The organism is Flavobacterium aquicola (genome assembly GCF_003385115.1).
In the GTDB taxonomy this organism is placed as follows: Bacteria; Bacteroidota; Bacteroidia; order Flavobacteriales; family Flavobacteriaceae; genus Flavobacterium; species Flavobacterium aquicola.
The window spans coordinates 1-24,389 of the sequence record NZ_QUNI01000015.1 but is presented as its reverse complement, the minus strand read 5'-3'; the positions used below and the strand labels follow the sequence as shown (position 1 = coordinate 24,389).

The 24,389-nt window shown below is 36.2% G+C and carries 21 protein-coding genes and 1 pseudogene; 11 read left to right on the top strand and 11 right to left on the bottom strand.

Features of this window, described 5'->3' with window-relative positions:
* Positions 1-2: 2 nt before the first annotated feature.
* The 8 genes from C8P67_RS19180 to C8P67_RS19145 all read right to left on the bottom strand — a co-directional run bounded on the left by C8P67_RS19180 (position 3) and on the right by C8P67_RS19145 (position 8,009).
* Positions 3-956 carry a Fic family protein gene (locus C8P67_RS19180; protein ID WP_115814802.1) on the bottom strand — a complete coding sequence of 318 codons (954 nt, stop codon included), beginning with the start codon at positions 954-956 and terminating at the stop codon, positions 3-5.
* A 96-nt stretch (positions 957-1,052) separates the two neighbouring features.
* The gene (locus tag C8P67_RS19175) at positions 1,053-1,577 is read right to left on the bottom strand and encodes a GNAT family N-acetyltransferase (RefSeq protein ID WP_115814801.1); all 525 of its coding nucleotides are present in this window, start codon (positions 1,575-1,577) and stop codon (positions 1,053-1,055) included.
* A gap of 19 nt (positions 1,578-1,596) precedes the next feature.
* Positions 1,597-4,005, bottom strand: a complete 2,409-nt coding sequence (locus tag C8P67_RS19170; protein WP_115814893.1) for a M20/M25/M40 family metallo-hydrolase — start codon at positions 4,003-4,005, stop codon at positions 1,597-1,599.
* Between the two features lie 13 nt (positions 4,006-4,018).
* Positions 4,019-4,366, bottom strand: a complete 348-nt coding sequence (locus C8P67_RS19165; RefSeq protein WP_115814800.1) for a DUF2116 family Zn-ribbon domain-containing protein — start codon at positions 4,364-4,366, stop codon at positions 4,019-4,021.
* A gap of 283 nt (positions 4,367-4,649) precedes the next feature.
* A complete protein-coding gene (locus C8P67_RS19160) occupies positions 4,650-5,699 on the bottom strand; it encodes an alpha/beta hydrolase (protein ID WP_115814799.1) in 1,050 nt (349 codons plus the stop codon).
* Positions 5,700-5,724: 25 nt separating this feature from the next.
* Positions 5,725-6,237 (bottom strand): (R)-mandelonitrile lyase, encoded by a 513-nt coding sequence (locus tag C8P67_RS19155; protein ID WP_245980518.1) that lies wholly within the window; start codon positions 6,235-6,237, stop codon positions 5,725-5,727.
* Between the two features lie 196 nt (positions 6,238-6,433).
* Complete coding sequence (locus C8P67_RS19150; protein ID WP_211319935.1) at positions 6,434-7,045, bottom strand: sugar O-acetyltransferase; 612 nt, start codon at positions 7,043-7,045, stop codon at positions 6,434-6,436.
* An 85-nt stretch (positions 7,046-7,130) separates the two neighbouring features.
* Entirely contained in the window at positions 7,131-8,009 is an 879-nt protein-coding gene (locus C8P67_RS19145; protein WP_115814797.1) for a helix-turn-helix domain-containing protein, read from the bottom strand.
* Positions 8,010-8,296: 287 nt separating this feature from the next.
* Between C8P67_RS19145 and C8P67_RS19140 the strand changes: the two genes are divergently transcribed.
* Positions 8,297-8,620 (top strand): single-stranded DNA-binding protein, encoded by a 324-nt coding sequence (locus C8P67_RS19140; RefSeq protein WP_115814796.1) that lies wholly within the window; start codon positions 8,297-8,299, stop codon positions 8,618-8,620.
* A 232-nt stretch (positions 8,621-8,852) separates the two neighbouring features.
* Here C8P67_RS19140 and C8P67_RS19135 read toward each other — a convergent pair whose 3' ends face one another.
* On the bottom strand, positions 8,853-9,560 hold the full coding sequence (locus C8P67_RS19135; protein WP_115814795.1) for a DUF6090 family protein: 708 nt from the start codon (positions 9,558-9,560) through the stop codon (positions 8,853-8,855).
* A 222-nt stretch (positions 9,561-9,782) separates the two neighbouring features.
* On the opposite strand from C8P67_RS19135, the pseudogene C8P67_RS19130 reads away from it, so the two are divergent.
* Positions 9,783-9,902 (top strand): annotated as a pseudogene (locus C8P67_RS19130) (single-stranded DNA-binding protein); the annotation flags it as partial.
* Between the two features lie 145 nt (positions 9,903-10,047).
* On the opposite strand, the gene C8P67_RS19125 reads toward C8P67_RS19130, so the two are convergent.
* Together C8P67_RS19125 and C8P67_RS19115 are read right to left on the bottom strand one after the other, a co-directional pair.
* Positions 10,048-11,580, bottom strand: a complete 1,533-nt coding sequence (locus C8P67_RS19125) for a bifunctional GNAT family N-acetyltransferase/carbon-nitrogen hydrolase family protein (RefSeq protein ID WP_115814794.1) — start codon at positions 11,578-11,580, stop codon at positions 10,048-10,050.
* A gap of 668 nt (positions 11,581-12,248) precedes the next feature.
* Entirely contained in the window at positions 12,249-12,776 is a 528-nt protein-coding gene (locus C8P67_RS19115; protein ID WP_115814792.1) for a ferritin, read from the bottom strand.
* Positions 12,777-13,214: 438 nt separating this feature from the next.
* Between C8P67_RS19115 and serS the strand changes: the two genes are divergently transcribed.
* From serS to C8P67_RS19070, 9 genes are all read left to right on the top strand, one after another.
* Positions 13,215-14,486: a serine--tRNA ligase gene (gene serS, locus C8P67_RS19110; RefSeq protein WP_115814791.1), complete on the top strand. Its 1,272-nt coding sequence runs from the start codon at positions 13,215-13,217 to the stop codon at positions 14,484-14,486.
* 145 nt (positions 14,487-14,631) lie between these two features.
* Positions 14,632-15,468: a prolipoprotein diacylglyceryl transferase gene (lgt, locus tag C8P67_RS19105; RefSeq protein ID WP_115814790.1), complete on the top strand. Its 837-nt coding sequence runs from the start codon at positions 14,632-14,634 to the stop codon at positions 15,466-15,468.
* A 42-nt stretch (positions 15,469-15,510) separates the two neighbouring features.
* Positions 15,511-17,289 (top strand): tetratricopeptide repeat protein, encoded by a 1,779-nt coding sequence (locus C8P67_RS19100; protein ID WP_115814789.1) that lies wholly within the window; start codon positions 15,511-15,513, stop codon positions 17,287-17,289.
* A 175-nt stretch (positions 17,290-17,464) separates the two neighbouring features.
* The gene (locus C8P67_RS19095; protein ID WP_115814788.1) at positions 17,465-17,776 is read left to right on the top strand and encodes a DUF4286 family protein; all 312 of its coding nucleotides are present in this window, start codon (positions 17,465-17,467) and stop codon (positions 17,774-17,776) included.
* A gap of 102 nt (positions 17,777-17,878) precedes the next feature.
* Positions 17,879-19,063 carry an ATP-binding protein gene (locus tag C8P67_RS19090; RefSeq protein ID WP_115814787.1) on the top strand — a complete coding sequence of 395 codons (1,185 nt, stop codon included), beginning with the start codon at positions 17,879-17,881 and terminating at the stop codon, positions 19,061-19,063.
* Between the two features lie 117 nt (positions 19,064-19,180).
* Complete coding sequence (gene rsmA, locus C8P67_RS19085; RefSeq protein WP_115814786.1) at positions 19,181-19,963, top strand: 16S rRNA (adenine(1518)-N(6)/adenine(1519)-N(6))-dimethyltransferase RsmA; 783 nt, start codon at positions 19,181-19,183, stop codon at positions 19,961-19,963.
* A complete protein-coding gene (gene mgtE / locus C8P67_RS19080; RefSeq protein ID WP_115814785.1) occupies positions 19,950-21,302 on the top strand; it encodes a magnesium transporter in 1,353 nt (450 codons plus the stop codon). Before rsmA ends, mgtE begins: the two co-directional genes overlap by 14 nt.
* A gap of 266 nt (positions 21,303-21,568) precedes the next feature.
* Positions 21,569-22,345 carry a pyrroline-5-carboxylate reductase gene (gene proC / locus C8P67_RS19075; protein WP_115814784.1) on the top strand — a complete coding sequence of 259 codons (777 nt, stop codon included), beginning with the start codon at positions 21,569-21,571 and terminating at the stop codon, positions 22,343-22,345.
* Positions 22,346-22,822: 477 nt separating this feature from the next.
* On the top strand, positions 22,823-23,959 hold the full coding sequence (locus tag C8P67_RS19070; protein WP_147298261.1) for a hypothetical protein: 1,137 nt from the start codon (positions 22,823-22,825) through the stop codon (positions 23,957-23,959).
* Positions 23,960-24,389: the final 430 nt, after the last annotated feature.

The following is a 24,389-nucleotide window of genomic DNA, read 5'->3' as shown; positions in this document are numbered from 1 at the left end:
AGTTACTTTATGATGTATATGGTTTTGTTAAGATTGCCAATGCTCTCAAACAAATTCAATTCAAGCCCTTTTTTTAGATCTCTGCTGGCAGTTGCTGAAGACAAATCTTTGAAAATGTTCATGTAATCTTTTCTTGTGAATTCCTTTTTGCCAAGTTTTAAAAAGTAATCCAATCGATCAACATCTTTCAAAATTCGATTATTGTAGTTAAGCAAACCATCTAACGATTTCTCAATTACACCAAGCATATATTCAATGAAATGTGTCGATTTTCCAGATTTATCACTTAATGCTAATGATTTATAATATTCATCTTGAGTTTGGCTGATTAATGTTTCGAATGGCAAAAACTCGAAGACTTGATATTTATCCATTAGAATCAAAGTTTGCCACAATCTTCCCATTCTTCCATTACCGTCTAAAAAGGGGTGAATAAATTCCATTTCATAATGAAACACACAACTTTTAATTAATGCCAATTCATCAGAATCTTTGAGATACTCAAACAAATCATTCATTAGATACGGAACATTTTCATGCGGAGGAGCAATGTGTTCTACTTTTGTTCCTTTAACTATGCCAACACTTTGTTTTCGGTATTTTCCAGCATTTTCAAGCAGGCCATTCATTAATTCTAAATGCGCTTTTAAAAAACTTTTTTCAGATGAAAATTTATATACATTTAGTTTTTCATAAACTTTAATTGCATTTAAAACCTCTAATACATCTTTTTCTGGGCCAATTACTCTTTTGTTTTCAATCAGTGCAGTGATTTGTTCCTCAGTTAGAGTGTTACCTTCAATTTGCAGCGAGGAATGGATTGTTTTAATCCTATTCTGTTTACGAAGCTGTGGGGATTGCTTGCTTAGATAATTAGCATTTACCTCCCCAATTTTTTCCGAAATGGAACTTATTAATTTTAGAATTCGCGGGGTTATTTCATAAGAAGGCTTCATTGATACTATCATTTGATATTATCAAAAGTAGTTTTTTATATTCGGAAAATAAAATGTTATTCTAATGAACGTTCATATTCTGTCTAAGAAAGCATCTCATACCCAATCCTCTTTTCGAATTTGATACTCAAAATAAGGAACTTCGCTATTGTTAAAATCTACAATACCTATTTTGGCTGCTCCAATTTTTGCAATAGCTTTTTGAGATATAATATTTGTTTCACCAATATGAAAAAGTATTGTATTAACGTATTGAAACGCATAATCAATAAGCAGTTTTTTCATCGCTTTGTTATGGCCACTACCCCAATATTTTTTGGCTAAAAAAGTATAACCAATGGCGATTTTAGAATTTTCGGAATCGAAATCATAAAAACGAGTACTTCCTATTAACTCATTTGTTTCCACATCATAAACTATAAATGCACTTTTGGATGTTAGCGCACTATCCAAAAAAAACTGAAACTCTTCCCTTTTATACCGGTTTTTTGATGGGTGATTCTCCCATATTTCTGGGTCAGATGCTACTTTGTACAACATTTCAAGATCACTTTCTTGGAGCGGTATCAATTTTATTAGATTATCTTCTAATGTTTCAGGCTGTAAATTAAAATCTGACATAAATTATTATTGACGTTTGTTAAAAACTCTTTTGTTTCATTCGCAGAGTGTCTTTGGCAACAGCCAGACTATCCGCAACTGCCGGTTTTGCTATGACAGGTTTTACAACAGGAGCAACAATTTTTCGGCTTCGTTTTATTTTTTGAGTAATCACCACCGCATCATTCAGGACAAAAGGTGTCGGCATCATCCAATCTTGTCTTGGAGACATATCAAACAATGGATTCGTCATTAAATCAAAGGAACTTTCCATTACGTCCATATCCAGAACAGTAGCTCTGTTGATTGTAAACTGCAGTACCAGAGGTTCGTTATTGACAACATAATAGCTAAGGATTTTTTTGCCGTTTCTTTCCAGTTCCGTTCCTTTTTGGCCTAAAGCAGTAGCTCCATTAGCTTTGAAATTAAAAAATCTCATAATTTCAGCAGCAAAAATATCATAGCGGTGTACTTTGCGGTTGGGAGTGATTTTTATTTTCAAATACCGTTTGAAACCTATAACGCTATCTGTTAAAAAACTGATTGTCGGCTTGGCAATTGCTTTTACAGATGTTTCGGCAGCATAAGTAAACTCAGAATTGTATTTGCTATACAGCTTTAGATTATTGAGAGTTCTTGCACTTTTCGGGTTTTCACCCAAATAACCTTTTGTCCAAGAATCCAGATTTGTATCATACGTAGTCCAGTATGCCCTGTTTTTATCGGCATTATAAAGATAGATCAAGCTGTTCGATTTTGCTTTTCCTGACTCATATCCAGATTGGTATTGCGCTTTCGCAAAAAATAGCACGGCAGCCAAAAAGAACAGTAATGACCAGCTTCCTTTTTTACGGAAATCTCCGAAAAGCGGCAGCAGAATTGCAAAAGTCAGAACAGTCAAAATAGCACTGCCAAATAATACTTTTAATCCCAAACCAATTGGAAACATTTCAATAAATGGAACAATAATCAGCAATGCTGGAATGCCGCAGATAAGATTTATAATCCAGTTTGATCTTTGGCTAAATATAAAAATAGCAAAAGCAAGCAAACCAAAAAATACTGGAATAATTAGGAATCCTGCGCCAGGCAGACTATTGGCTAGGAAACCATTGAGCACAATCCAGAAAATAAGCGGAATCACATAATGATTCATTGTGACTTTTCGAGCAGATGCTATCTGATAAAAGAAAAAACAGATAGAAATGCTAAGCAATACAAAGGCAGTAATATAATCCTGTCCATTATAAGTAAATCCATTAAGAAGATCATTGTATTGCGGATTCAATAAAAGCAATCCCTGCCAGCCATAATACGTAATTAATCCTGTAATTATCAAAGCACCCAAAAACGGGAAGAAACCTTTCATGATATCTTTCAGCTTCAATATACGTTTCACTTTTCCGATAAACACAAATAATATAAGCAAGCCAGCAGCGATAAATGTCATTGGCAGTACCCAATCAAAAGGATAACTGATAAACGTGAACGGAATCGTAAAATAAACGTAATCTTTGGCAGCAATCGTATTGTTTAGATTAGCATTAGCAAAATGATTTAGCAGAGGCATTAAGTACGAACCCTGATGTTTCAAAGAATTTTTGTCCAAATGCTCCACATCATCCTGCTGTGTATGATAGTTATAATGTCCGTCTATAAAAGCAAAATTAAACCCCTGTATATTTCCCTGCTCTCTAAAAACTGTTAAGTCAGTATCATTCGGAAGCATTTTGTAAATACTGTACATCAACGAATTCGAAACTGGATATACTGCACCTGCTTTGGCAAATTCATTGACTAAACCAGCATTTCCTTTGTTGGTTTCCATCAGCATATAACTCGGACCTCCCGAACCGCGGGCTTCAAAATTGATAACCAATCCCACTTCTTTTGCCCATTTATGCTGCGTAACAAAAAGTGCTGCGCCATTTAATCCCAATTCCTCAGCATCGGTAAATAAAATGATAATGTCGTTTGTATTTTTGGTTTTGGCATTCAAAAAAGCGCGGACTCCTTCCAGAATCGTCGCCACACCTGATGCATCATCGCTGGCACCATGCGAAAAGGAATGCGGAGCGCTGTCATAATGTGATAACAGCAGTAAAGCTTTGCTATTGTTTGCACTTCCCTCAATGCGGCACATAATATTTTTGGATTTTACCAAGTTTCCCCAGTCACTCAGTGTAAAACCTTCCTGAACCGTAGTTTCCAGACCAAGTTTTTGCAGCTCTTTGGTGATATAATTTGCCACCACTTCGTGGTTTTGAGTACCTACATAATGAGGTTCTTTGGTCATTGCAGTAATATGTTCCAAAGCGCGGCTTGTCGAAAACTCCGTTACTTTTTCTTCTTCATTTTCTGACCAAGAGGGCGTCAAAAAAGCAAACAAAAAGGCTAAAATCCCAATGATGAGAGCAACAGCAATAAGCGAAGAGTAATTTTTTTTCATTATTTGAGGGGTATTAAATATCTTTTTTAACCAGCATATAGTAATCATTTTCCAAAACCATATAGCCTTGGTCATATAGGAAATAGTAGGTATTTCCCGACTTGGTATTCAAAATGTTGGTAAAAAATTCAAAATCAAAACCTTTGCTCATCAGCTTGGCTCGGGTTGTTTTGGATTTTCCTTCCACATTTAGCTCTGACAAAATTCGGTAATTTTTGCGCAATTTGTTATTGATATTGCGCATATAATTCGTGCTGTCCTTATTTATTTTATTATTATACGCATTTCGGCACCCGTCACTGCAGAATTTCTTGTCCTCGCGGCCTACAATCGGATCGCCGCATTCAAGGCAGTTTTTCATATTTTTCTCAGCTTTAATATTCAAAATTAGTTTATTTTTTGAAGCGAAAGATTAGTTTCGTTTTTGAATAAAAAATCTTTGCAGGATAAACTTAAGGATTAAATCTATTGCATTTTACCTACAATGAAATTCTTTTTGCTGAAAATGTTAATCGATAAAAAAATAAAAAAGGCCTCTTTCAAAGAAATTTGAAAGAGGCCATGCTTTTTGTGATTTTAATTTATTTTTTTTCTGTAATGTATGTAAAAATCAATTTTTTAAAACATTCTATTTGTACAAATACTTATAAATTCTTTTTGAAAAAATCTTCTAATTTATCAAAAGGAATCACGGCAACTTTATCATACAAATCTACGTGAACCGCATTAGGAATTATCATCAGTTCCTTTGGCTCGGATGCCATTTTATAGATGTCTTCACTGAAATAACGGGAGTGTGCATTTTCACCTGCAATTAAAAGCATAGGACGCGGCGAAATTTCTTTGATGTATGTCAGCAGTGGCATGTTCATGAAAGACATTGCATTGGTAATTGTCCACCCTTTGTTCGAATTTAATGAACGTTCGTGGTAACCTCTCGGCGTTTTGTAATAATCAAAATACTCTTTTACAAATTGAGGTTCATCACCGTTTAATTTTGCAGGCAAATGCGTTTCAGGAAAAGCTGGCGTTCCATTTTCGGCATCAATCCAGCGCTGCTGGCTCATTTTTTCGAACGCTTTTGTACGTTCTTCTGCGGTCATTTTGTCGTAATATCCTTTGGCGAGTACTCTCGACATATCGTACATACTGGTAGTGGCAACTGCTTTGATACGCTTATCAACGATGGTAGCATTTAACGCGAAACCAGCGAAACCACAAATTCCGATGATACCAATTTTATTTCTGTCCACATTTTTTTGAAGTCCCAAAAAATCAACAGCTGCGCTAAAATCTTCGGTGTTAATATCGGGTGAGGAAATATTGCGGGGTTCACCGCCGCTTTCGCCTGTATAGGAAGGATCGAATGCTACTACAGCAAAACCTCTTTCAGCCATTTGATTTGCATATAAACCAGATGACTGTTCTTTTACCGCACCAAAAGGACCGCTTATTGCCAATGCCGGCAACTGTTTGTTTTCTGAATTTTTGGGCAGGTATAAATCGCCTGAAAGTGTAATCCCGTAGCGGGTTTTAAACGTTACTGCTGTTCGTGTTACTTTGTCGCTTAACTGAAAAGTATAGTGTTCTGTTGTATTCATTGCTTTGGAATTTATTTTTGTTTTTTTGTTTTGTGCAAATGATTGTCCGATCATCATCAGGAACATTATTGCAATTAAGAATGTCTTTTTCATTGATTGTAAGTTTTGATGATTTTTATTATTCAGATGCTGTTTTGTTTGCTTCTGCAAAATCTTCATCCGATACGGGCTGAAGCCAGGTTACTTGTCTTTCATCTTTAAAATTGGTGATGGCGATGTGCACCATTTTCGTCGCTGCTGTTGCTCCGTGCCAATGTTCGGTGTTTTCGGGAATGTTTACGACATCACCTTTTTTGATAAATTGTGCCGTTTTTCCTTTTTCCTGATACAATCCGGCGCCTTCAATGACAAGCAAGACCTGACCTTTTGGGTGCGTATGCCAAACTGTTCTTGCGTTGGGTTCAAAAGTCACTGCTCCGGCAGAAAAATTGTTGTTTTTGTCCTGACTTACCAATGGCGATAAAAAGGCATTTCCGGTGAACCAGTCGCTGGGTAATTTTTCTCCTTTTGGAAAAATAGATTCGTTATTTTCTGTTTTCATTTTTTCTTGATTTTTAGTGTTACAGGCTGTAAATACAATGCTTCCGATTGTGAACAGCACAATTGTTAAGGCCTTTATTTTATGTTTCATTTTTTTAAATAATTTCCAAAAAAGCAGAATGTTGTCTTTTAGTCCCGATTACTTCACTATACTTTTATTTTCATAGGAGTTCAGTGAACTTCGTTTGAAGTAGAAATCCTTGTGGGCTGGGGTTCAGCCCGCAAGATTGTAGCGAAAAGCGGGACCAATGCCTGCTGAAAAGGCCAAATATTTCTGCTCCAAAAAATTAATAATCCAGTTGAATTTCTTTTATGATTTTGGCAGGAATTCCGCCGACGATCACATTGTTGGGAACGTCTTTGGAAACTACGGCTCCGGCGGCCACAATTGAGTTCTCGCCAACGGTAACGCCAGGCAGAATCGTGGCTCCGACACCAATCCAAGCTCCTTTTTTTATGAGGATAGGATGCGATATTGTGGCTCTTCTTTCGGACGGGTGGATGGGATGATTGGTCGTAATAAGATTGACTTTCGGGCCAATGAGTACGTTATCTTCGATGGTGATCCCGCCCCGGTCCATGAAAGTACAGGCGTGATTGACAAATACGTTTTTGCCAATGGTTATGTTCTCTCCAAAATCAGTGTAAAAGGGCGGAATGATGAAAAAAGTATCATCGACTTTCCTGCCGATGAGTTCACTGAAAACGGTGTTGATTTCCTGCTGGTCATCGGTTACCAATGTATTGAGTCTAGCTGTGGTGCGAATGGCTTTTTGAATAACCTTGAAAAGCTGAGGATATTCGGGGTCGTTCAGCGAAATAATTTCGCCTGATTGGTCTCTTGCGAAAATGTCTTTTTCACTTTCGCTGAAGGTTGTTGTTGTGTTTGTATCTGACATCATAATTGTATTTGATAATCTAAAGCAAAGGTATGACGGGAAATTACGGCCGGGCTAAAGATTATCAAACCAAAAATTAAGAAAATCAAACCATAGCTTCCCGAATTGATTTTGGGTTGGTGCCTGTTATTTTTTTGAAGAAATTATTGAAGTAAGTAGGGTATTCAAAGCCGAGGGCATAGGCTATCTCTGCGATATTCCAATCGGTATGCAGTAGTAAAGCTTTTGCTTCTGCTGCAATCCTTTCAGTGATATGGGTCGTGGTGGACTTTCCGGTAACTTCTTTAACCACGCGGTTCAAGTAGTTGACATGCACATTCAGATTTTGTGCATAGTCCTGGGCTGTTTTTAACTGTAACGGGTTTTCGCTGGTTTCGACAGGAAATTGTCTTTCCAATAATTCGAGGAAAACAGCAGTAATTCTGGAAGATGCATTTTTGTTTTGGTTGTAATTTTCCGAGGGCTGTAACTTCAACGCTTCGTGTATGATCAAGTTGATGTAGTTGCGAATTAGTTCGTCCTTAAACGCATAGTCGCTTTTTTGTTCATCTATCATTTTTTGGAAAATGGTATTGAGGAACAAACGCTGTTCTTCGGAAATTTTTAATACCGGCGTTCCGTCAATTTTAAAAAAAGCAGATTGGTGCAGACTTTCCGAACGGTCAATCTGTTTTAAAAAATCTTCTGAAAACAGGCAGGTATAACCAATGTATTCAGTAGTCAGCGTTTCCCATGAATAGGGAATGTGCGGATTGCCAAAGAATAATATAGTGCCGTCCTGCTCAAAAGTTTTGTCCGAATAATGAATTCTGCTTTTGCCGGTGGTCAGGCAGATTTTAAAGAAGTCTTTTCTGCTGTAGTTTCGCGTGGCTTCACTGTCATCTTCAATCTGAAACGCTTTAAAACCTTTCAGTTTTAGCTGATCATTAAACTCGGAAACTATTCGTGTTTTATTGTCTTTCATTTTACAAAGTTAAGAAATTCAAACTACATTAATTAGTAAGTCATGATTTTATTCATTTGAAGAAACATGATAAATACTAACGATTTTTTTTTTGGAATTAGCAGCTAAAAAGTCATTTACAAACGGTTACAAACAATTACAACCGAAAGTAAACAGTTAGCAACCGAATAACTTTTGCAAGTCATCACATCTTTGCAATGTCGAAATGAAACAATGCAATAGCAATGTCAAATTTCAATGACAATATCAATAAAATTATATACGCTAACATTTAAATTTTACACGCCATGCAAAACAGAGTACAGTTAATCGGAAACACAGGGAATGATCCAATAATCAAAACATTGGACAGCGGGAAAAAAGTTGCCAACTTGTCGATCGCTACAAAAGACTTTTACAAAAACGACAAGGGTGAAAGAGTAGAACAAACTGAATGGCATCCCGTAGTAGCCTGGGGAAAAACCGCCGAGATTATCGAGAAATTCGTAACCAAAGGCAAACAGATTGGTATAGAAGGAAAATTAACCCACAGAAGCTATGAAGACAAAAACGGTGAGAAACGCTATATCACCGAAGTGGTTGCCAGCGAAATTATGCTGCTGGGGAAGTAGCTGATAGGAGTCAATTAGTAGTTGATAAATTTCAGAAAACAGTTTGGAATTTTGCAATAAAAAAGTGTTCGTAATTGCGAACACTTTTTTTATATGCTAAGCTATTTTTATTGGCAGGCAAAAATCCCAATTCCTGCACAAATCTTGGATGAATTTTATTCTCTTATAAAAGTACAAACTTTAAATTAAGACTAATGCCGTCATACTGCCAAACGGCGGTTATATGACGTTTTTATTTTTCAAGTTCTTTATCAATTGCTTTAATAAGCTCAATTGCGAGCGGTTTTGTGTTTTCGTTATAAACTCTAATATTATTTTTACCTAGTTTGACAAGAAGTTCGATTGTTTTTTTAAATTTTGGGTCTGAATATAATTTTTCTTCTGATTTATCTGCATTTTCTATCATTTTGTCAAAACACTTAAACAGAAAACCATTATACATTTTATCTACTTCGCTAACAGCTGGTACGTATATTTGGTAATAATTTAAAATTTTCTGTTTTAATTTTTCGTCTTCAATGTAGCCAATTTTGCCGCTTGACTTAAAACCTTCATAATTACCAATATTCATTATTTGTCCATGTGAATAAATTGGAAAATTAACCTTGTTTTTTGACTTATAAATACTGTCAAGCTGGAGAGTAGTTAGTGCTAAAATTTTTTCATAACCTATGTTTGAATCGTGATATGCTTCCTTTTCAATGTCGATATTTTTTATGTCATTCTTTAAATCATTCTTTAAATTACTAAGAAACACGGTTACTTCTTCTTGTTGGTGTTTATGTTCGCTCCAACTGTGCAGCCATATTGAAAGTGTTACTGCAAAAACAATTATGAATATTTCTACGATGATTTCTTTTACTTTTTCTCCCAATGTGTGTTCTGAATTTTTCACACTTTTGTAGATTTTTTGAGTATGTTTTTTTACTTCTTCCTGCATAATTTTTTTGTTAAAATATTATTCTGTTTAATTTGTCTTTCTGTGTGTTTGTTTTACTATCTGGCGCTACAGCTGGTTTGGGACTAAATTAAGTCCAATATTCGGATTTGCCAAATTCATTTTTCCTTTTTCGTTTTTTAAAGTGTCCTGCTAAGTCTTAAATTTGTACAAAATCCTCTACTTATTCATAGTTAAAAACGACTAGAATTGAAGTAAACATGCAAAGGCAAACAAATTGGAATAGAAGGAAAACTAACCCACAGAAGCTACGAAGACAAAAATGGTGAGAAACGCTATATCACCGAAGTGGTTGCCAGCGAAATTATGCTGCTGGGGAAGTAGGTTTCAGTGTTCAAAATACTGATTGATTTTGTCCATAAAAAAAGTGTTCGCATTGCGAACACTTTTTTTATTACAATTTATGGCTAAGTGCCTGAATACAAATCACAAAAAAACTGAAATCTAAATACTCAAAACTGCCACCTGTTTAATTCTTCCCAAGTCTTGTAATCTCGTACAAATCAGTTCTTCGGTCTTTTAATATTCGGGCGCTTCCGTGTTCGTGCAGTTCTTTTAGTAAATTTAAATCCACATCTACAATCAGGATCATTTCGGTATTTGGAGTAGCTTCGGCTTTTATTCCAGTGCTTGGAAAAGCAAAATCCGAAGGAGTAAAAACAGCTGTTTGCGCAAATTGAATATCCATATTATTTACTTTCGGAAGATTCCCGACACAGCCAGCAATGGCAACATAACATTCATTTTCAATGGCACGCGCTTGCGAACAATGTTTTACTCGAGTATAACCGCTTTGGGTATCGGTTAGAAAAGGAACAAACAGAATATTCATTTCTTCATCGGCCAAAAGCCTCGAAAGTTCGGGGAATTCTACATCGTAGCAAATCATAATTCCAATTTTTCCGCAATCGGTATCAAAGGTTTTAAATTGCGAACCGCCTTTCATTCCCCAATGCAGTACTTCGTTTGGCGTTATATGAATTTTATAATACATCTCCGAAGTTCCATCTCTTTTGCAGAGAAAACCAACGTTGTATAAATTGCCGTTTTCAATATACGGCATGCTTCCCGAAATAATATTGATATTATACGATATAGCAAATTCCTGAAATTTTTTGCGGATTGGGTCTGCGTATTTTGCGAGTTCTCTAATGGCTTCCGGTTCCGATAAATGATTGTAATCGGCCATAAGTGGTGCTATGAACAATTCGGGAAACAATGCAAAGTCGCTTTTATAACCCGAAACGGCATCTATAAAAAATTCGGCCTGCTCAAATAAAGCATCCAAATTCCCTAATGGACGCATCTGCCATTGAATCAATCCAAGACGTATGACACTTTTTGTTGTGTTTATTAATTGGGGGCTTTCGTCATAATAGACATTATTCCATTCCAATAATACCGCAAAGTCTTTGGAATCTGTATCTCCTTCGAGATAATTTTTCATGATGCGCATTACGTGAAAATCATTACTCAGCTGAAAATTTAAAACAGGGTCGTGCAGCTCTTTTTTTCTGACTTTCTCGATGTATTTCTTCGGCGTTAATTTGTCGGCATGTTTTTTATAATTCGGAATTCGTCCTGCAAAAACAATTGCTTTTAGATTTAATTTTTCACATAGCTCTTTTCGTGCATCGTACAATCGTCTTCCCAGGCGCAGGCCTCTGTAGTCAGGATGGATAAAAACGTCAATTCCATACAATATTTCTCCCAGCGGATTGTGGGTAGAGAATGTATAATTCCCTGTTATTTTTGCATAATTAGGATTTTTATCTACCAAAATTTCATCAACGATCAGGGATAAAGCTGCTCCCACGACTTTTCCGTCGGCCAAAATCACTATTTGCCCTTCAGAAAATAATTGAAGTAAATTTTCGATGTCGGGCTGTTTCCAATATGGATTTTCCATTTCGGGATAAGCCTGTATCATTGATTTTTTCAATTCTTTGTAATCCTCAATTTTAAGATTTCTTAACTCTACTTTTTTGATTTTGGTCTGCATAACATTCTGATTTATCTCAAATATAGCGAAATATGTTTCGGTTTACAAACGGTATATCATTGAAGCAAATTGTATGCTGGGCTATATTTTAGGATTAGCAGAGTTTAGTAGTTGTTTGAATTTTATCCATAAAAAAAGAGTTCCGAAGCTTCGGAACTCTTTTGCATTATTTATAAATTAACTATTACGACGGTTCTTTGAAAAAGATGTTTTGAAATACTAATAGTAAACTTTTAGGCTTATATAAACTGCAAACTTAAATATTAAGCTGATTTTTTTAATAAATCAAACATTGGACAGCGGCTACAGCGTTTCTTTTCGCTCTTCTTGTATTTTTCACAACAGCTGGATTTGCAGTTTGACGGTACTTTACAGCTTGACATACAAGTCGACTTACAGCCTTCAAGAGCTTTCAGTTTTTTGAGGATTTCTTTTTTATCCTTTTTCTTCTTGTCCTTTTTCTCCTTTTCTTTTTCTTTCTTGCTCAAGGTAACTGCGAATTATAGTTATGAATCTGTTTGAAATTTTGGTATAAAGAATTTAAAACCAATGCAAATGTATGTTGTTTTTATCTATTCTAAATAAAATTTAACACTTTTAGAGCAAAAAAAATCCCCAAAATGCTGTTCGTACATTTTGGGGATAGTATTTATTAAGAGGTATCTTAACTATTTGGCAGCAGCGCCTCCATTTGTGGCAGCACTAGCAGCAGCTACCTGCTGGATGTCACGGTCAAAAAGATATAATCCGCCTTTGTCGTCGCCGATAAGGTTGATTTTATCCAAAATTGATTTGGCAGTTGCTTCTTCTTCAATCTGCTCGGCTACATACCATTGCAGGAAGTTATGAGTGGCATAATCTTTCTCTTGAAAAGTAATATGAACTAACTCATTAATCGAGTCGGATACAAAAACTTCGTGTTTGTATAATTCTTCAAACATCCCTTTGAAAGTTTCGTAAGATGTTTTTGGAGCTTTCAAATCGGTAATTTGAGCATGACCGCCGCGTTCGTTTACATACTTGATCAGCTTTAGCATGTGCAGACGCTCCTCATCTGATTGAGCGTACATAAACTGAGCGATTCCTTCCAAGCCATTCACTTCAGCCCAGCAGGCCATTGATAAATAGATTTGAGAAGATTCGGCCTCTATACGGATTTGTTTATTTAATGCGGTTTCGATATTTTTTAATAACATGATTTCTAGTTTTTAGTAAAATTAGAAAAAAAATATTTTAACGGTCTTTTTTTATACTAAAATTCCAGCATACAGCTTCAATTTAGTATCATTCTATTGATAAAATGGTCTTTTATCGGTTTCAAAATTTGTTCAAAACTATGGACTTTTAGTGTGTTTACTTTTTTACTTTTTAAAATCAATTGCCACAAATTGCGTACACAAGTTATTAATTTAAGTTTTATTTCACTCTTGCAAAGACGCTGAGGCGTAAAGTTAAAATCGGATTCCTTTGCGTCTTAGCGCCTTTGCGAGAATTATATCTTGGACATCAAAAATGGGGTTTATTTTAAAATGCAGCATTAAAAATTAAAATAAATGCGCAAGGGAAACTTTGTCTCGTTGTTAGCAAACATTTCCTTAAATTTGCTTCCATTATTTAGTTATAAAAATCAAACTATGTTACAAATTGCATTTATTAGAGAGAATCAAGAGAAAGTAATCAGCGCTTTGGCCAAAAGAAATATGGATGCCAGAGCCGTTGTTGAAGAAGTGGTACAACTGGATGAAAAACGCCGCGCTGCGCAAGTAGAGTTAGACAACACTTTATCCGAATCTAATAAATTATCCAAAGATATAGGCGAATTGATGAAAGCCGGAGAGAAATCTAAAGCCGGAATTCTTAAAGAAAAAACAGTTCTGTTAAAAGAAAAAAGCAAAGCATTGGCAGAAAGCGCAGATGCTTTGGCAAATGAATTGACAGAGAAATTATATACATTACCCAATCTTCCTGCAGACATTGTTCCTGTTGGAAAAACACCTGAGGATAATTTAAATGTTTATGAAGAAGGTGATATTCCTGTTTTGCATGAAGCTGCGCAGCCACATTGGGAATTGGTAAAACAATACGATATCATTGATTTTGAACTTGGAAATAAAATTACTGGTGCTGGATTTCCAGTTTATAAAGGAAAAGGTGCTCGTTTACAGCGTGCCTTAATCAATTATTTCTTGGATAAAAATACGGCTGCAGGCTATCAGGAAGTACAGGTACCGCATTTTGTGAATGAAGCTTCGGCTTATGGAACGGGACAATTACCAGACAAAGAAGGGCAGATGTATCATGACGCGGCTGATAATTTATATTTGATTCCAACGGCTGAGGTTCCTGTAACTAATATTTTTAGAGATGTAATCGTAAGCGAAAATGAGTTTCCTATATTGAGAACGGCCTATACGCCTTGTTTCCGTCGTGAAGCGGGTTCTTACGGAGCGCACGTTCGCGGTTTGAACCGTCTGCATCAATTTGATAAAGTAGAAATTGTTCGCATAGAACACCCAGATAAATCATATGAAGCTTTGGACGGAATGGTAGAACATGTAAAAAATATTCTGCAGGAATTGAAACTGCCTTTCCGAATTTTGCGCCTTTGCGGAGGAGATATGGGTTTCACATCGGCTTTGACATATGATTTTGAAGTGTATTCTACAGCGCAGGAACGCTGGTTGGAAATATCTTCTGTTTCTAATTTTGAAACTTTTCAGGCGAATCGTTTGAAATTGCGTTTCAAAGACAAAGATGGTAAAAACCAATTGGCTCATACGCTTAATGGAAGTTCATTGGCTTTGCCAAGGGTTTTGGCCGGAATTTTAGAAAATTACCAAACTCCGGAAGGAATCGTAATACCTGAGGTTTTGCGTCCATACTGCGGGTTTGATATTATAGATTAATTTTAGTTTCAATAAATAAAATCTTTTTAAACCATTAAGAAATTTAGGAGCATTTTAAGCTTTATAGACTTAATTTCTTAATGGTTTTAATTTGTTTAAGTTGTATTTATTAAAGATTTTTGAGTATAATTTCAAATGAAGAATTATGGCAAATGGAATAATTAATTGGAATGTTGATTCTGTAATTTTTTGGATAACGGATAGTTTTCCTCTCAAATATTATGGATTGCTTTTTGTTACGGGGCTAATTTTAGGATACCAGATCGTAAAAAAAATCTATGATAAAGAGAATATTCCAGTTGAAAATCTGGATAAAATATTGATTTATATTATAGTAGGAACTGTTCTTGGAGCTCGATTGGGACATTGTTTATTCTATGAGCCAGATTATTTTTTTAAAAATCCAATAGAAATTCTTTTACCAATAAAAAAAATCGGTGACAGCTATAGTTTTGTCGGATTTCGAGGTTTGGCAAGTCACGGCGGAACAATTGGAGTGCTTATTGCTGTAATTATGTATTGTAAAAAGTACAAAGTGAATTTATTGTGGCAATTGGACAGAATCGCAATTGCAGTACCAGTTGCAGCTGCTTTTATTCGATTTGGAAATTTTATGAATTCTGAAATTTATGGAAAACCTACAGATGGAAGCTGGGGAGTGATTTTTCAAAAAGATGATCTGATTCCGAGGCATCCAACACAATTATATGAAGCGTTTTCCTATTTGCTTATTTTTGGGATTGTTTATTTTTTATACCAATCTAAAATCTATCAAAAAGGGAATGGTTTGATTTTTGGAGCTTTTCTGATTTTATTGTTTACGGCTAGATTTTGTATTGAATATTTTAAAGAAAATCAAGAGTCTTTTGAAAATCAAATGCCTATTAATATGGGACAATTATTGAGTATTCCTTTTATTATGGCAGGCATAGTTTTAATAATATGGAAGTTAAATTCTAAAAAAGGACTGTCTTTTTCGTAAAAGTTATAGGTTTAATTAAATTTTGAAATTGAATAAGATGCAATGAAAAAAATCTTTCTATATATCACTCTGTTTTTTTCATTGGCTTGTTTTTCCCAAAACGAGCAATTGGCGCAATATTATTATGATAAAGGAGATTTTGAGAAAGCCTTAGTCAGTTATCAGGATTTATCAAACAGTCTGCCTTCGAATCCTTTTTATTTTCAGCGAAAAATTGACTGTATGCAGCAGCTGCTTCAGTTTGATCCGGCCGAAAAGGAAATTCAGGAAAGGATGGCAAGGTCCAAACAGTCTACGCTTTTGGTCGAATTAGGGTACAATTTTCAGTTACAGAAAAATGATGCTAAGGCCAAAAAATATTATGATGAAGCAATCGAGCGGATTCGGAAAAATCCAAATGAGGTGTATGGTGTTGCTAATACTTTTGAAAAAAAGGTACTGCTCGAATATGCTTTAAAATCCTATGTGACCGCGAGCGAAATGGTACCAACTCTTGACTTTAAATATCAAACGGCACTGCTGTACGGACAATTAGGAAATACAGACCAAATGATTGCTAATTTTCTAGAAGAAGCATTCGAAAACCAGCAGTCGGTATTGATGATTCAAAATCAATTAACACGGTATATGTCTAAAGACGGAGATTCAAAATTTAATGAGAGCCTTCGAAAATCTTTAATTGTTAGAGTTCAAAAGAATCAGGATGTTTTTTGGAATCAGTTTCTGAGCTGGTTTTATATGCAGCAGAAGGAATTCGGAAAAGCTTTTATTCAGGAAAAAGCGATTTACAAACGCAATCCAGAATCGCTGATGAATATTCTCAGTTTAGGGCAGATGGCGATCGAAGAAGGGAATCAGGAAGTTGCGACAGAGGTGATGAATTATGTTTTAGAAAACACTACTGATGTCGATTTGATTGTCAGGGCTCAAAGTTATTTACTGCAGATGCGAATGGAAAAAGCGCAGGAAAAAGATTTTGCTGCAATCGATGCGCAGTTTAATGCACTGTTAAAGCAATATGGAATAACTCCGGTTACCTTATCTTTGCAGCTGAAACAAGCCCATTTTGCGAGTTTTATAATGAAAAACCCCATAGAGGGAAAAGCTATTGTAAAACGTGCTATGGAAATGCAGCTGAATCAGTTTGATCAGGCTCAGTGTAAAATGGAATTGGCAGATATTCTGCTTTCGGAAGAAAAGTTCAATCAGGCATTGCTTTATTATTCACAGATTCAGGAAAATTTGCAGAACAATGTTCTTTCGCATGAAGCAAGTTTGAAATCGGCCAAAACAAGTTATTTTAAAACAGATTTTGAATGGGCTTTGAAACAGTTCAAGGAGCTGAAATCGGCGAGTACACAGTTAATTGCCAATGATGCTTTGGAATATTTTCTGCTGATTAATGATAATACAGTTGCCGATTCGACCCAAACCGCTTTGAAGCAATTTGCAAAAGGAGATTATCTTTTGTACCAAAATAGAAATCAGGAAGCTGTAGTTCAGTTTCAGCAGATTTTGAAAAGTTTTAAAGGGCAGGAAATTGAGTCTGTTACTTTATTGCGATTGGGGAGATTGTATGAAAAATTGGGTGATACTGCTTTGGCTTTGGCACAATATCAAGACATAATAGAGCATCACAGCGACGGAATTTATGTTGACGAAGCTTTGTATTTCTCGGCAGAGATTTACAATAAACAATTACAGCAGCCTGATAAAGCAAAAGCTTTGTATGAGAAAATTATTTTCAGCCATCAGGACAGTATTTATTTTGTCGATGCCAGAAGGAAATTTAGGGAATTGCGGGGAGATACGAATTTATAAGAGGGTTTAATCGGTTAATCGTTTATTTGTTTAATCGAAAAACAACCGTTAACGAAATTAATATTCAATCTGTTAATGGTTCCAATCGTTTAATTGTTTATTTGTCTGATAGAATTTAACGATTAAACGAATCACCAATTAAACAGTTTAACAAATCAACAAATCAACAATAAAAATGATAATATACAACGTTACCACAAACATACACGAAAGTGTTCACGATAAATGGATGATCTGGATGCAGCACAAACACATTCCAGAAATGCTAGCTTGCGGAAAATTTATTTCGGCTCGTTTGGTCCGTGTTTTGGTAGAAGAAGAAATGGGAGGAGTTACTTACTCCGTTCAATACACAACAGACAGTAAAGACACATTAGATCGATATTACTTGGAAGACGCTCCAAAATTAAGAGAAGAAGGCGAAAAATTGTTTGGAGACAAAATGCTGACTTTTAGAACCGAATTGCAAGTGATTTCAGATCATTAAAATAAATTAACCTTGTAAATTTTAATTTTAATTTCAAATTTACAAGGTTAATTAGCTTTTTTAAAAATTAATCGCGTATATTTGAAAATAATATTTCGCGAGATGATAGATAGAAGACTCAATACAGTAATCCCTAAATTACTCGAATTTTTTCCATCTGTGGGATTAATTGGCTCTAGACAAGTTGGGAAAACTACATTCGTTAAAAACTTACAGCCTTTAATAGACAAACCCATACTGTATTTGGATTTAGAAAATACAGATGATTTTGAGATATTGAATACTAATGCACAATGGTTTCTTTCTCAAAATGCCGACAAACTCATCGTTATCGATGAAGTGCAAAGAGATTTAAAACTTTTCCCTTTACTACGTTCATTAATAGATAAACAGGATAAGGCTGGTCAATTTATATTATTGGGTTCAGCATCACCAGAATTGTTATCTCAAAGTTCAGAGACATTAGCAGGAAGAATAGTTTATAAAGAATTAACTCCAATACGATTTGACGAAGCCACTCAAATAAAACTAGAAGTACTTTGGTTTAGAGGAGGTTATCCTAAGGCATTACTGGCTCCTAATGATTTTTTTTGGCAGGAATGGCAGCAGGCTTATATCAAAACTTATATCGAAACTGATTTAAGAATGCTCGGTTTATCGGCATCGCCTGTTTTAATTGGTAAATTGTTGCGGATGATAGCTTCTATTCAAGGCTCGGTAGTCAATTATTCAATGTTAGGGAATGCGTTAGGAATCTCGAGTAATTCGGTAAAAAAATACATAGACTTTTTAGAGCATTCGTTTATAATCCGAAGGTTGGAACCTTATTTTGTAAATATTGGAAAACGAATGGTCAAGAGCCCTAAAATCTATATTCGGGATAGCGGGATTTTGCACTCTTTACTGCAGATAAACAGTTACGACGCTCTTATTTCAAATGCAGTTGCTGGAAATTCGTGGGAAGGATTTGTAGTAGAACAAATTATTTCGAGCCTCAATAATCAATGTGTTCCTTTCTTTTATAGAACGCAAAGCGGGTCAGAAATAGATTTGTGTATCGTAAAGGGCAATGAAATTGTGGCTGTCTTTGAGATAAAATTATCTAATAATCCAAAAATTAGCAGAGGCAACACCGAATCTATTGCGGATTTGAAAACTAAAAATAATTTTATAGTTACTTTTGCAGGCGGAGATTATGCCTTAAACGAAAATTGGCGTGTCTGCGATATGAATTCGATAGAAAAACACTTGATAGCATTGGGATTGAAAGACTCAAATCTTGAGTAAATGATTTTATCAAATAAGAAGTGATTTCAGAGCATTAATGGATTATTCGATTTTTAGATGGTTCGATAACTCGAAAAGTCTAACAATCTAATATTCGAAAAATCTAAAAGAAAAAAAATGGAAAAAGTAACAGCCAAAAAACACCTCGGACAGCATTTCTTAAAAGATGAAAGCGTAGCAAAAGACATCGCCGATACCTTGAATTTAGAAGGATACGAAGATGTACTGGAAATAGGTCCTGGAATGGGAGTGCTGACCAAGTATTTATTGGAAAAACCAATCAATACTTACGTGATCGAAATTGATACCGAATCAGTTGAATATTTGGGCGTTCATTATGATAAGCTGAAAGATAGAATCATTTCTAAGGATTTCCTGAAATATGACATCAATGAAGTTTTCGGGGGAAAGCAGTTCGCAATAATTGGAAATTTCCCGTATAATATTTCGACGCAGATTGTTTTCAAAACATTGGAATACCGCAATCAGATTCCTGAATTTGCGGGAATGTTCCAGAAAGAAGTAGCAGAACGCATCTGCGAGAAAAAAGGATCAAAAGCTTACGGAATCCTGTCGGTTTTGGCACAGGCTTTCTATGATACGGAATATTTGTTTACCGTAGACGAAAATGTATTCAATCCGCCACCAAAAGTAAAGTCGGGGGTGATGCGTATGCGCAGGAAAGAAGATTATAGCCTTCCTTGTGGCGAAAAATTGTTTTTTACTGTTGTGAAAACGGCTTTTCAGCAGCGCAGAAAGACGTTGCGAAACAGTTTAAAAACCTTAAATTTGTCCGATAGTCTGAGAGAAGATACCGTTTTTAATCTTCGGCCGGAACAATTAGATTACAAAGAGTTTATTGCATTGACCCAAAAAATTGAAGCCGATGGAGGAATTTAAAATCAGCAAAGAATTAATACTGCAATTGGGTGAATTCATTCAGAGTAAAAACGACCAGCAGCTGGAAGTTTTACTGAATGACATGCACCATGCTGATATTGCCGAAATTTTAGATGAGCTGGACTTTGATCAGGCGACTTATATCTTTAAAGTTTTAGATAGTGAGAAAACTGCCGAAATCCTTTTAGAATTAGAAGACGATTTACGTGAGAATATATTAAGCAGGCTTTCGCCAAAAGAGATTGCCGAGGAGCTTGACGAATTAGAAACGAATGACGCGGCCGATATTATCGGGGAACTTTCAAAAGAGAAAAAAGCCGAAGTAATATCAGAGCTTCAGGATGTTGAGCATGCCAAGGATATTGTTGAGCTTTTGCGCTATAAGGAAGATACTGCGGGTGGAATCATGCACAAGGAGCTTGTAAAAGTTAATGAAAACTGGAACGTGCTTACCTGTGTGAAAGAAATGCGTATTCAGGCCGAAAATATTTCCAGAGTCCATTCTATTTATGTGGTTGATGATGAAGACAGATTAAAAGGCCGATTGTCGCTTAAAGACCTGCTTACGACTTCAACCAGAACAAATATCAGCGATGTGTATATCCGAAAACTGAATTCGGTAAATGTAGATACCGAAGATGTTGAGGTGGCCAGAATCATGCAGAAATACGATTTGGAAGCCATTCCGGTGGTAGATGAATTGGGACGTTTAGTAGGCCGAATCACCATCGATGACATTGTAGACGTAATCAAGGACGAAGCAGAGAAAGATTACCAGCTGGCAGCGGGTATTACCAATGACGTAGAATCAAGTGATACCGTTCTGGAGTTAATGAAAGCGAGACTGCCGTGGCTGCTGATAGGAATGGTAATTGAAATTATAGCTTCAAAGGTTCTGGAAGGGAATCAGACTACGGGGCAGCAGTATTTTACTTTAATGATTTTTGTACCCTTGCTTTCGGCGACAGCGGGAAATATTGGCGTTCAGGCATCGGCGATTGTGGTGCAGGGCTTGGCTAACGGTACTTTAAAACAATACAGCAGACAATACTTGTCTAAAGAACTTTCGGTTGCGATGATTTCGGGAACCATCATATCATTGTTTTTATTTTTGTACCATTCGTTAATGTATCAGCAGTATTTAGTTGGATTTGCCATCTCTATTTCTATGCTTGTAGTGATAGTATTTGCAGCTACGTTAGGAGTATTAGTACCCTTGTTTTTATATAGAAGAAAAATTGATCCTGCTATAGCAACAGGTCCTTTTATTACTACTACGAATGATGTTTTTGGTATCATGATTTATTTTGGAATAGCCAGACTGATACTAGGATATTAAGGCTCTCATACTTTAAATATATTACTGTCCGCAAAGAATATCAGGTATATTTTTTGCCACAGATTACACAGATTTCCACAGATTTTATTCTTTTTTTTAGAAAATCTGTGGCTATTTAGATTTGTTTAGTATTAGTTACGGAGTTATATTAGAATATAACAATTATCCCGAATTTATTTAGATTTTAAAATAATAAATTCGGGATAATTCGTGTACTTTGTGGTTCCATTTTTTCAGGATATACATACACCATTAAACCAATCAGAATGAAAGTACACATCATAGGCGGAGGAAACCTTGGCGCTTCTGTCGCAATAGGAATAGCAAAATTTACTAAAGACAATCAGGTAACGGTAACCAGACGCAACCTGGCGCCTATTTCTCATTTGAAAGAATTAGGAATTACTGTCACTACTGATAATACCAGCAATATTCAGGAAGCAGATGTTATAATCCTGACTATAAAACCTTATCAGGTAGATACTGTTCTGGCCGAAATACTGCCTGCTATTTCAAACAAAGTAATCGCTTCTGCAGTAAGCGGGCTTTCTATAGAAAATTTACAAAACAAGATAGGGGAGAGCCATACGGCGGTGCGTATTATGCCAAATATTGCGGCACAGTTTGGCGCATCGGCTACGTGTATTGCATTTAACGAAAAAAACAAAGACAAAGCCCAGCAGACTGTTGCTCTTTTTCAAGGTTTAGGAACAGCTCCGATCATTGACGAAAAACTGATGGACGCAGCGACTGTTCTTGCTGCCAGCGGAACTGCATTTGCCCTTCGATATATTCGTGCTTCTATGCAGGCGGGAATCGAGATTGGGTTTGACTGGAAGACTGCCTTAGAAATATCGGCGCAGACGGTAAAAGGTGCCGCCGAAATGCTTCTTGAGGAAAAAGGACATCCGGAACAGTTAATTGACCGTGTTACTACACCGCAGGGATGTACTATTGCGGGATTGAACGAAATGGAACTTCACGGTTTCAGTTCATCATTAATCAAAGGAATCAAAACTTCACTAAAGCAGATTAAGGGCTAAAAACTAATATGGTTTTGGTTTTCTGCTAAATGCTGCTTAGCACAAAATACATAAGAGGCTTCTAGTTTTACAGCTAGTAAGCCTTTTTTTTATTGTATGATTTTATAGCCGCTGATTGCAAACTGGACTCGATTATGTAATTGAGCATTAAGACTTGGGTGAAGTTTAATCACTAAAAAAAACAAATGTCTCTCTTTAGCCCCGATCGAAGTGGAAATCCTTTGTGGGCTGGGGTTCAGCCCGCAAAGATTGCAGCGCAGAGCGGGAACCATCTTTCCAAAAAATGCCTAATGTTTCTGCTCCAAAAAATAATACAACTCAGGCTGCAATGATTTTAAATTGGTTTTAACTTCATGCAAATCAATTTCGTACAAAAACTTAACAAAAAATTATAAGAAAAATAACTTCATATAAAATACTAATTTTCTTATTTTTGAAAACTGTAAAAAATAAAACTACAATTTTAAAAAAGCCATTATGAATTTTTCTATTAAAACTATCAGCCTTAGCATGATTTTATTTTTTGGTTTATTGAGCTGCAGCGACGACTCAAAAGGCACTGAAACCAAAACCGAGACAGTTGATATTAAGGAAGCTTTACTGACTGATTTCGTTTTTACGGAAGCAGCATCTGTTTCGGCAGCCATCACGCCTCCCAAAATCGAGAACAATGCAGAGACTCAGCACGGTGAAATAATTATAAAAATTCCCAGCGGATCGACATTGGAACTGAGTTTAAAACAAGTGAGCTTTGATCAGACGAAGTTTAAGATCTCGCCGGAAATAGGGACAAAAAAAACCTTCTCCTCGACACAGCCGGTAGTTTATACGATTACGTCTATTAAAAATCCTGCCCAGTCGATTCACTACAAAGTGTTAGTAGAACTGGATACACCGCATACATCTGAAACGCCCGAAATAAGTGCTTTTAAATTTGAGAAAAGCAAAAACAGCGCGCTGTCTCAAGATATAGCGGCTGCAAAAATTGATAATGAAAAAAAACAGATATTTATTTTTGTCCCTGTTGGGACTGATTTCAGTCATCTTACTCCAACCATTACTTTTAAGGGAGAAAAACTGTATCGCTTTATAGGCACAGGAAAAGAGGAGTATCCTGCAGCTGGAAAGGATACCGATTTTAAATATCCCAAAACGTTCAGCCTTCAGGCAGAAAGCGATTCAGGTGGCAAAATTCAGTTTTACTCGGTGATTGTAGATGTTAAAAACCCAATCAAATTTGAAAATACAACGGTAGAAATTCCGAATGTAAAAAAGACCGGCGATTTTTTTGAAACTATAGTGAAGTATACCAATCAGGGAAATCACCCACTGACTGCATTTGCCACGACGTACAAAAACAAAATCCCGGATCTTGAATCTAATAATGTGGGACTGATAAGTTTAGTTGTACCCGGCGGCGGGCTGCAGCCTGGAGAAAGCGGCGATGTAAAGTTTTCTTTGAACAAGAGTGTTGCCAAGGCTGTGCCTGCAGGAACTTATGAATTTACTGCCGTTGTGCCTCCAGGGTTTTCGAGCATCCTGAGCTGGCCTCCAGATGCCGCTCAATTACTGGAAACGTCAGAGCTGACTGTGAAAGTTGATTTGATTGATTGAGTTTGAAAGGCAGTAGGCAGTAGGCAGTAGGCAGTAGGCAGTAGGCAATAAGCAGGAGGCAGTAAGCAGTAAGCAGGAGGCAGTAAGCAGTAGGAAGTAGGAAGGAGGCAATAGGCAGTAGGCAATAGGCAGTAGGCAATAAGAAGGAGGCATGAATCAGGAGACAAGAAACAAGAGCCATCAACCACCAACCATCAACCATCAACCATTAACCATTAACAATCAACCACCAACAATTAACCATTAAACCATTAATATTTATGAGTAATTTAAATCCGAACAGGTTGAACCTGACGTATCTAGTGGCCGACATGACGCTGATGAAAAGTAATGCTAATGCTGTAATTGCAAAAATTCCGCTGGGAGCTACGCTTACTGATGAGGAGCGCGCCAGCGGCGGGGACATTAATGTAGACAACAAAATTTTTGT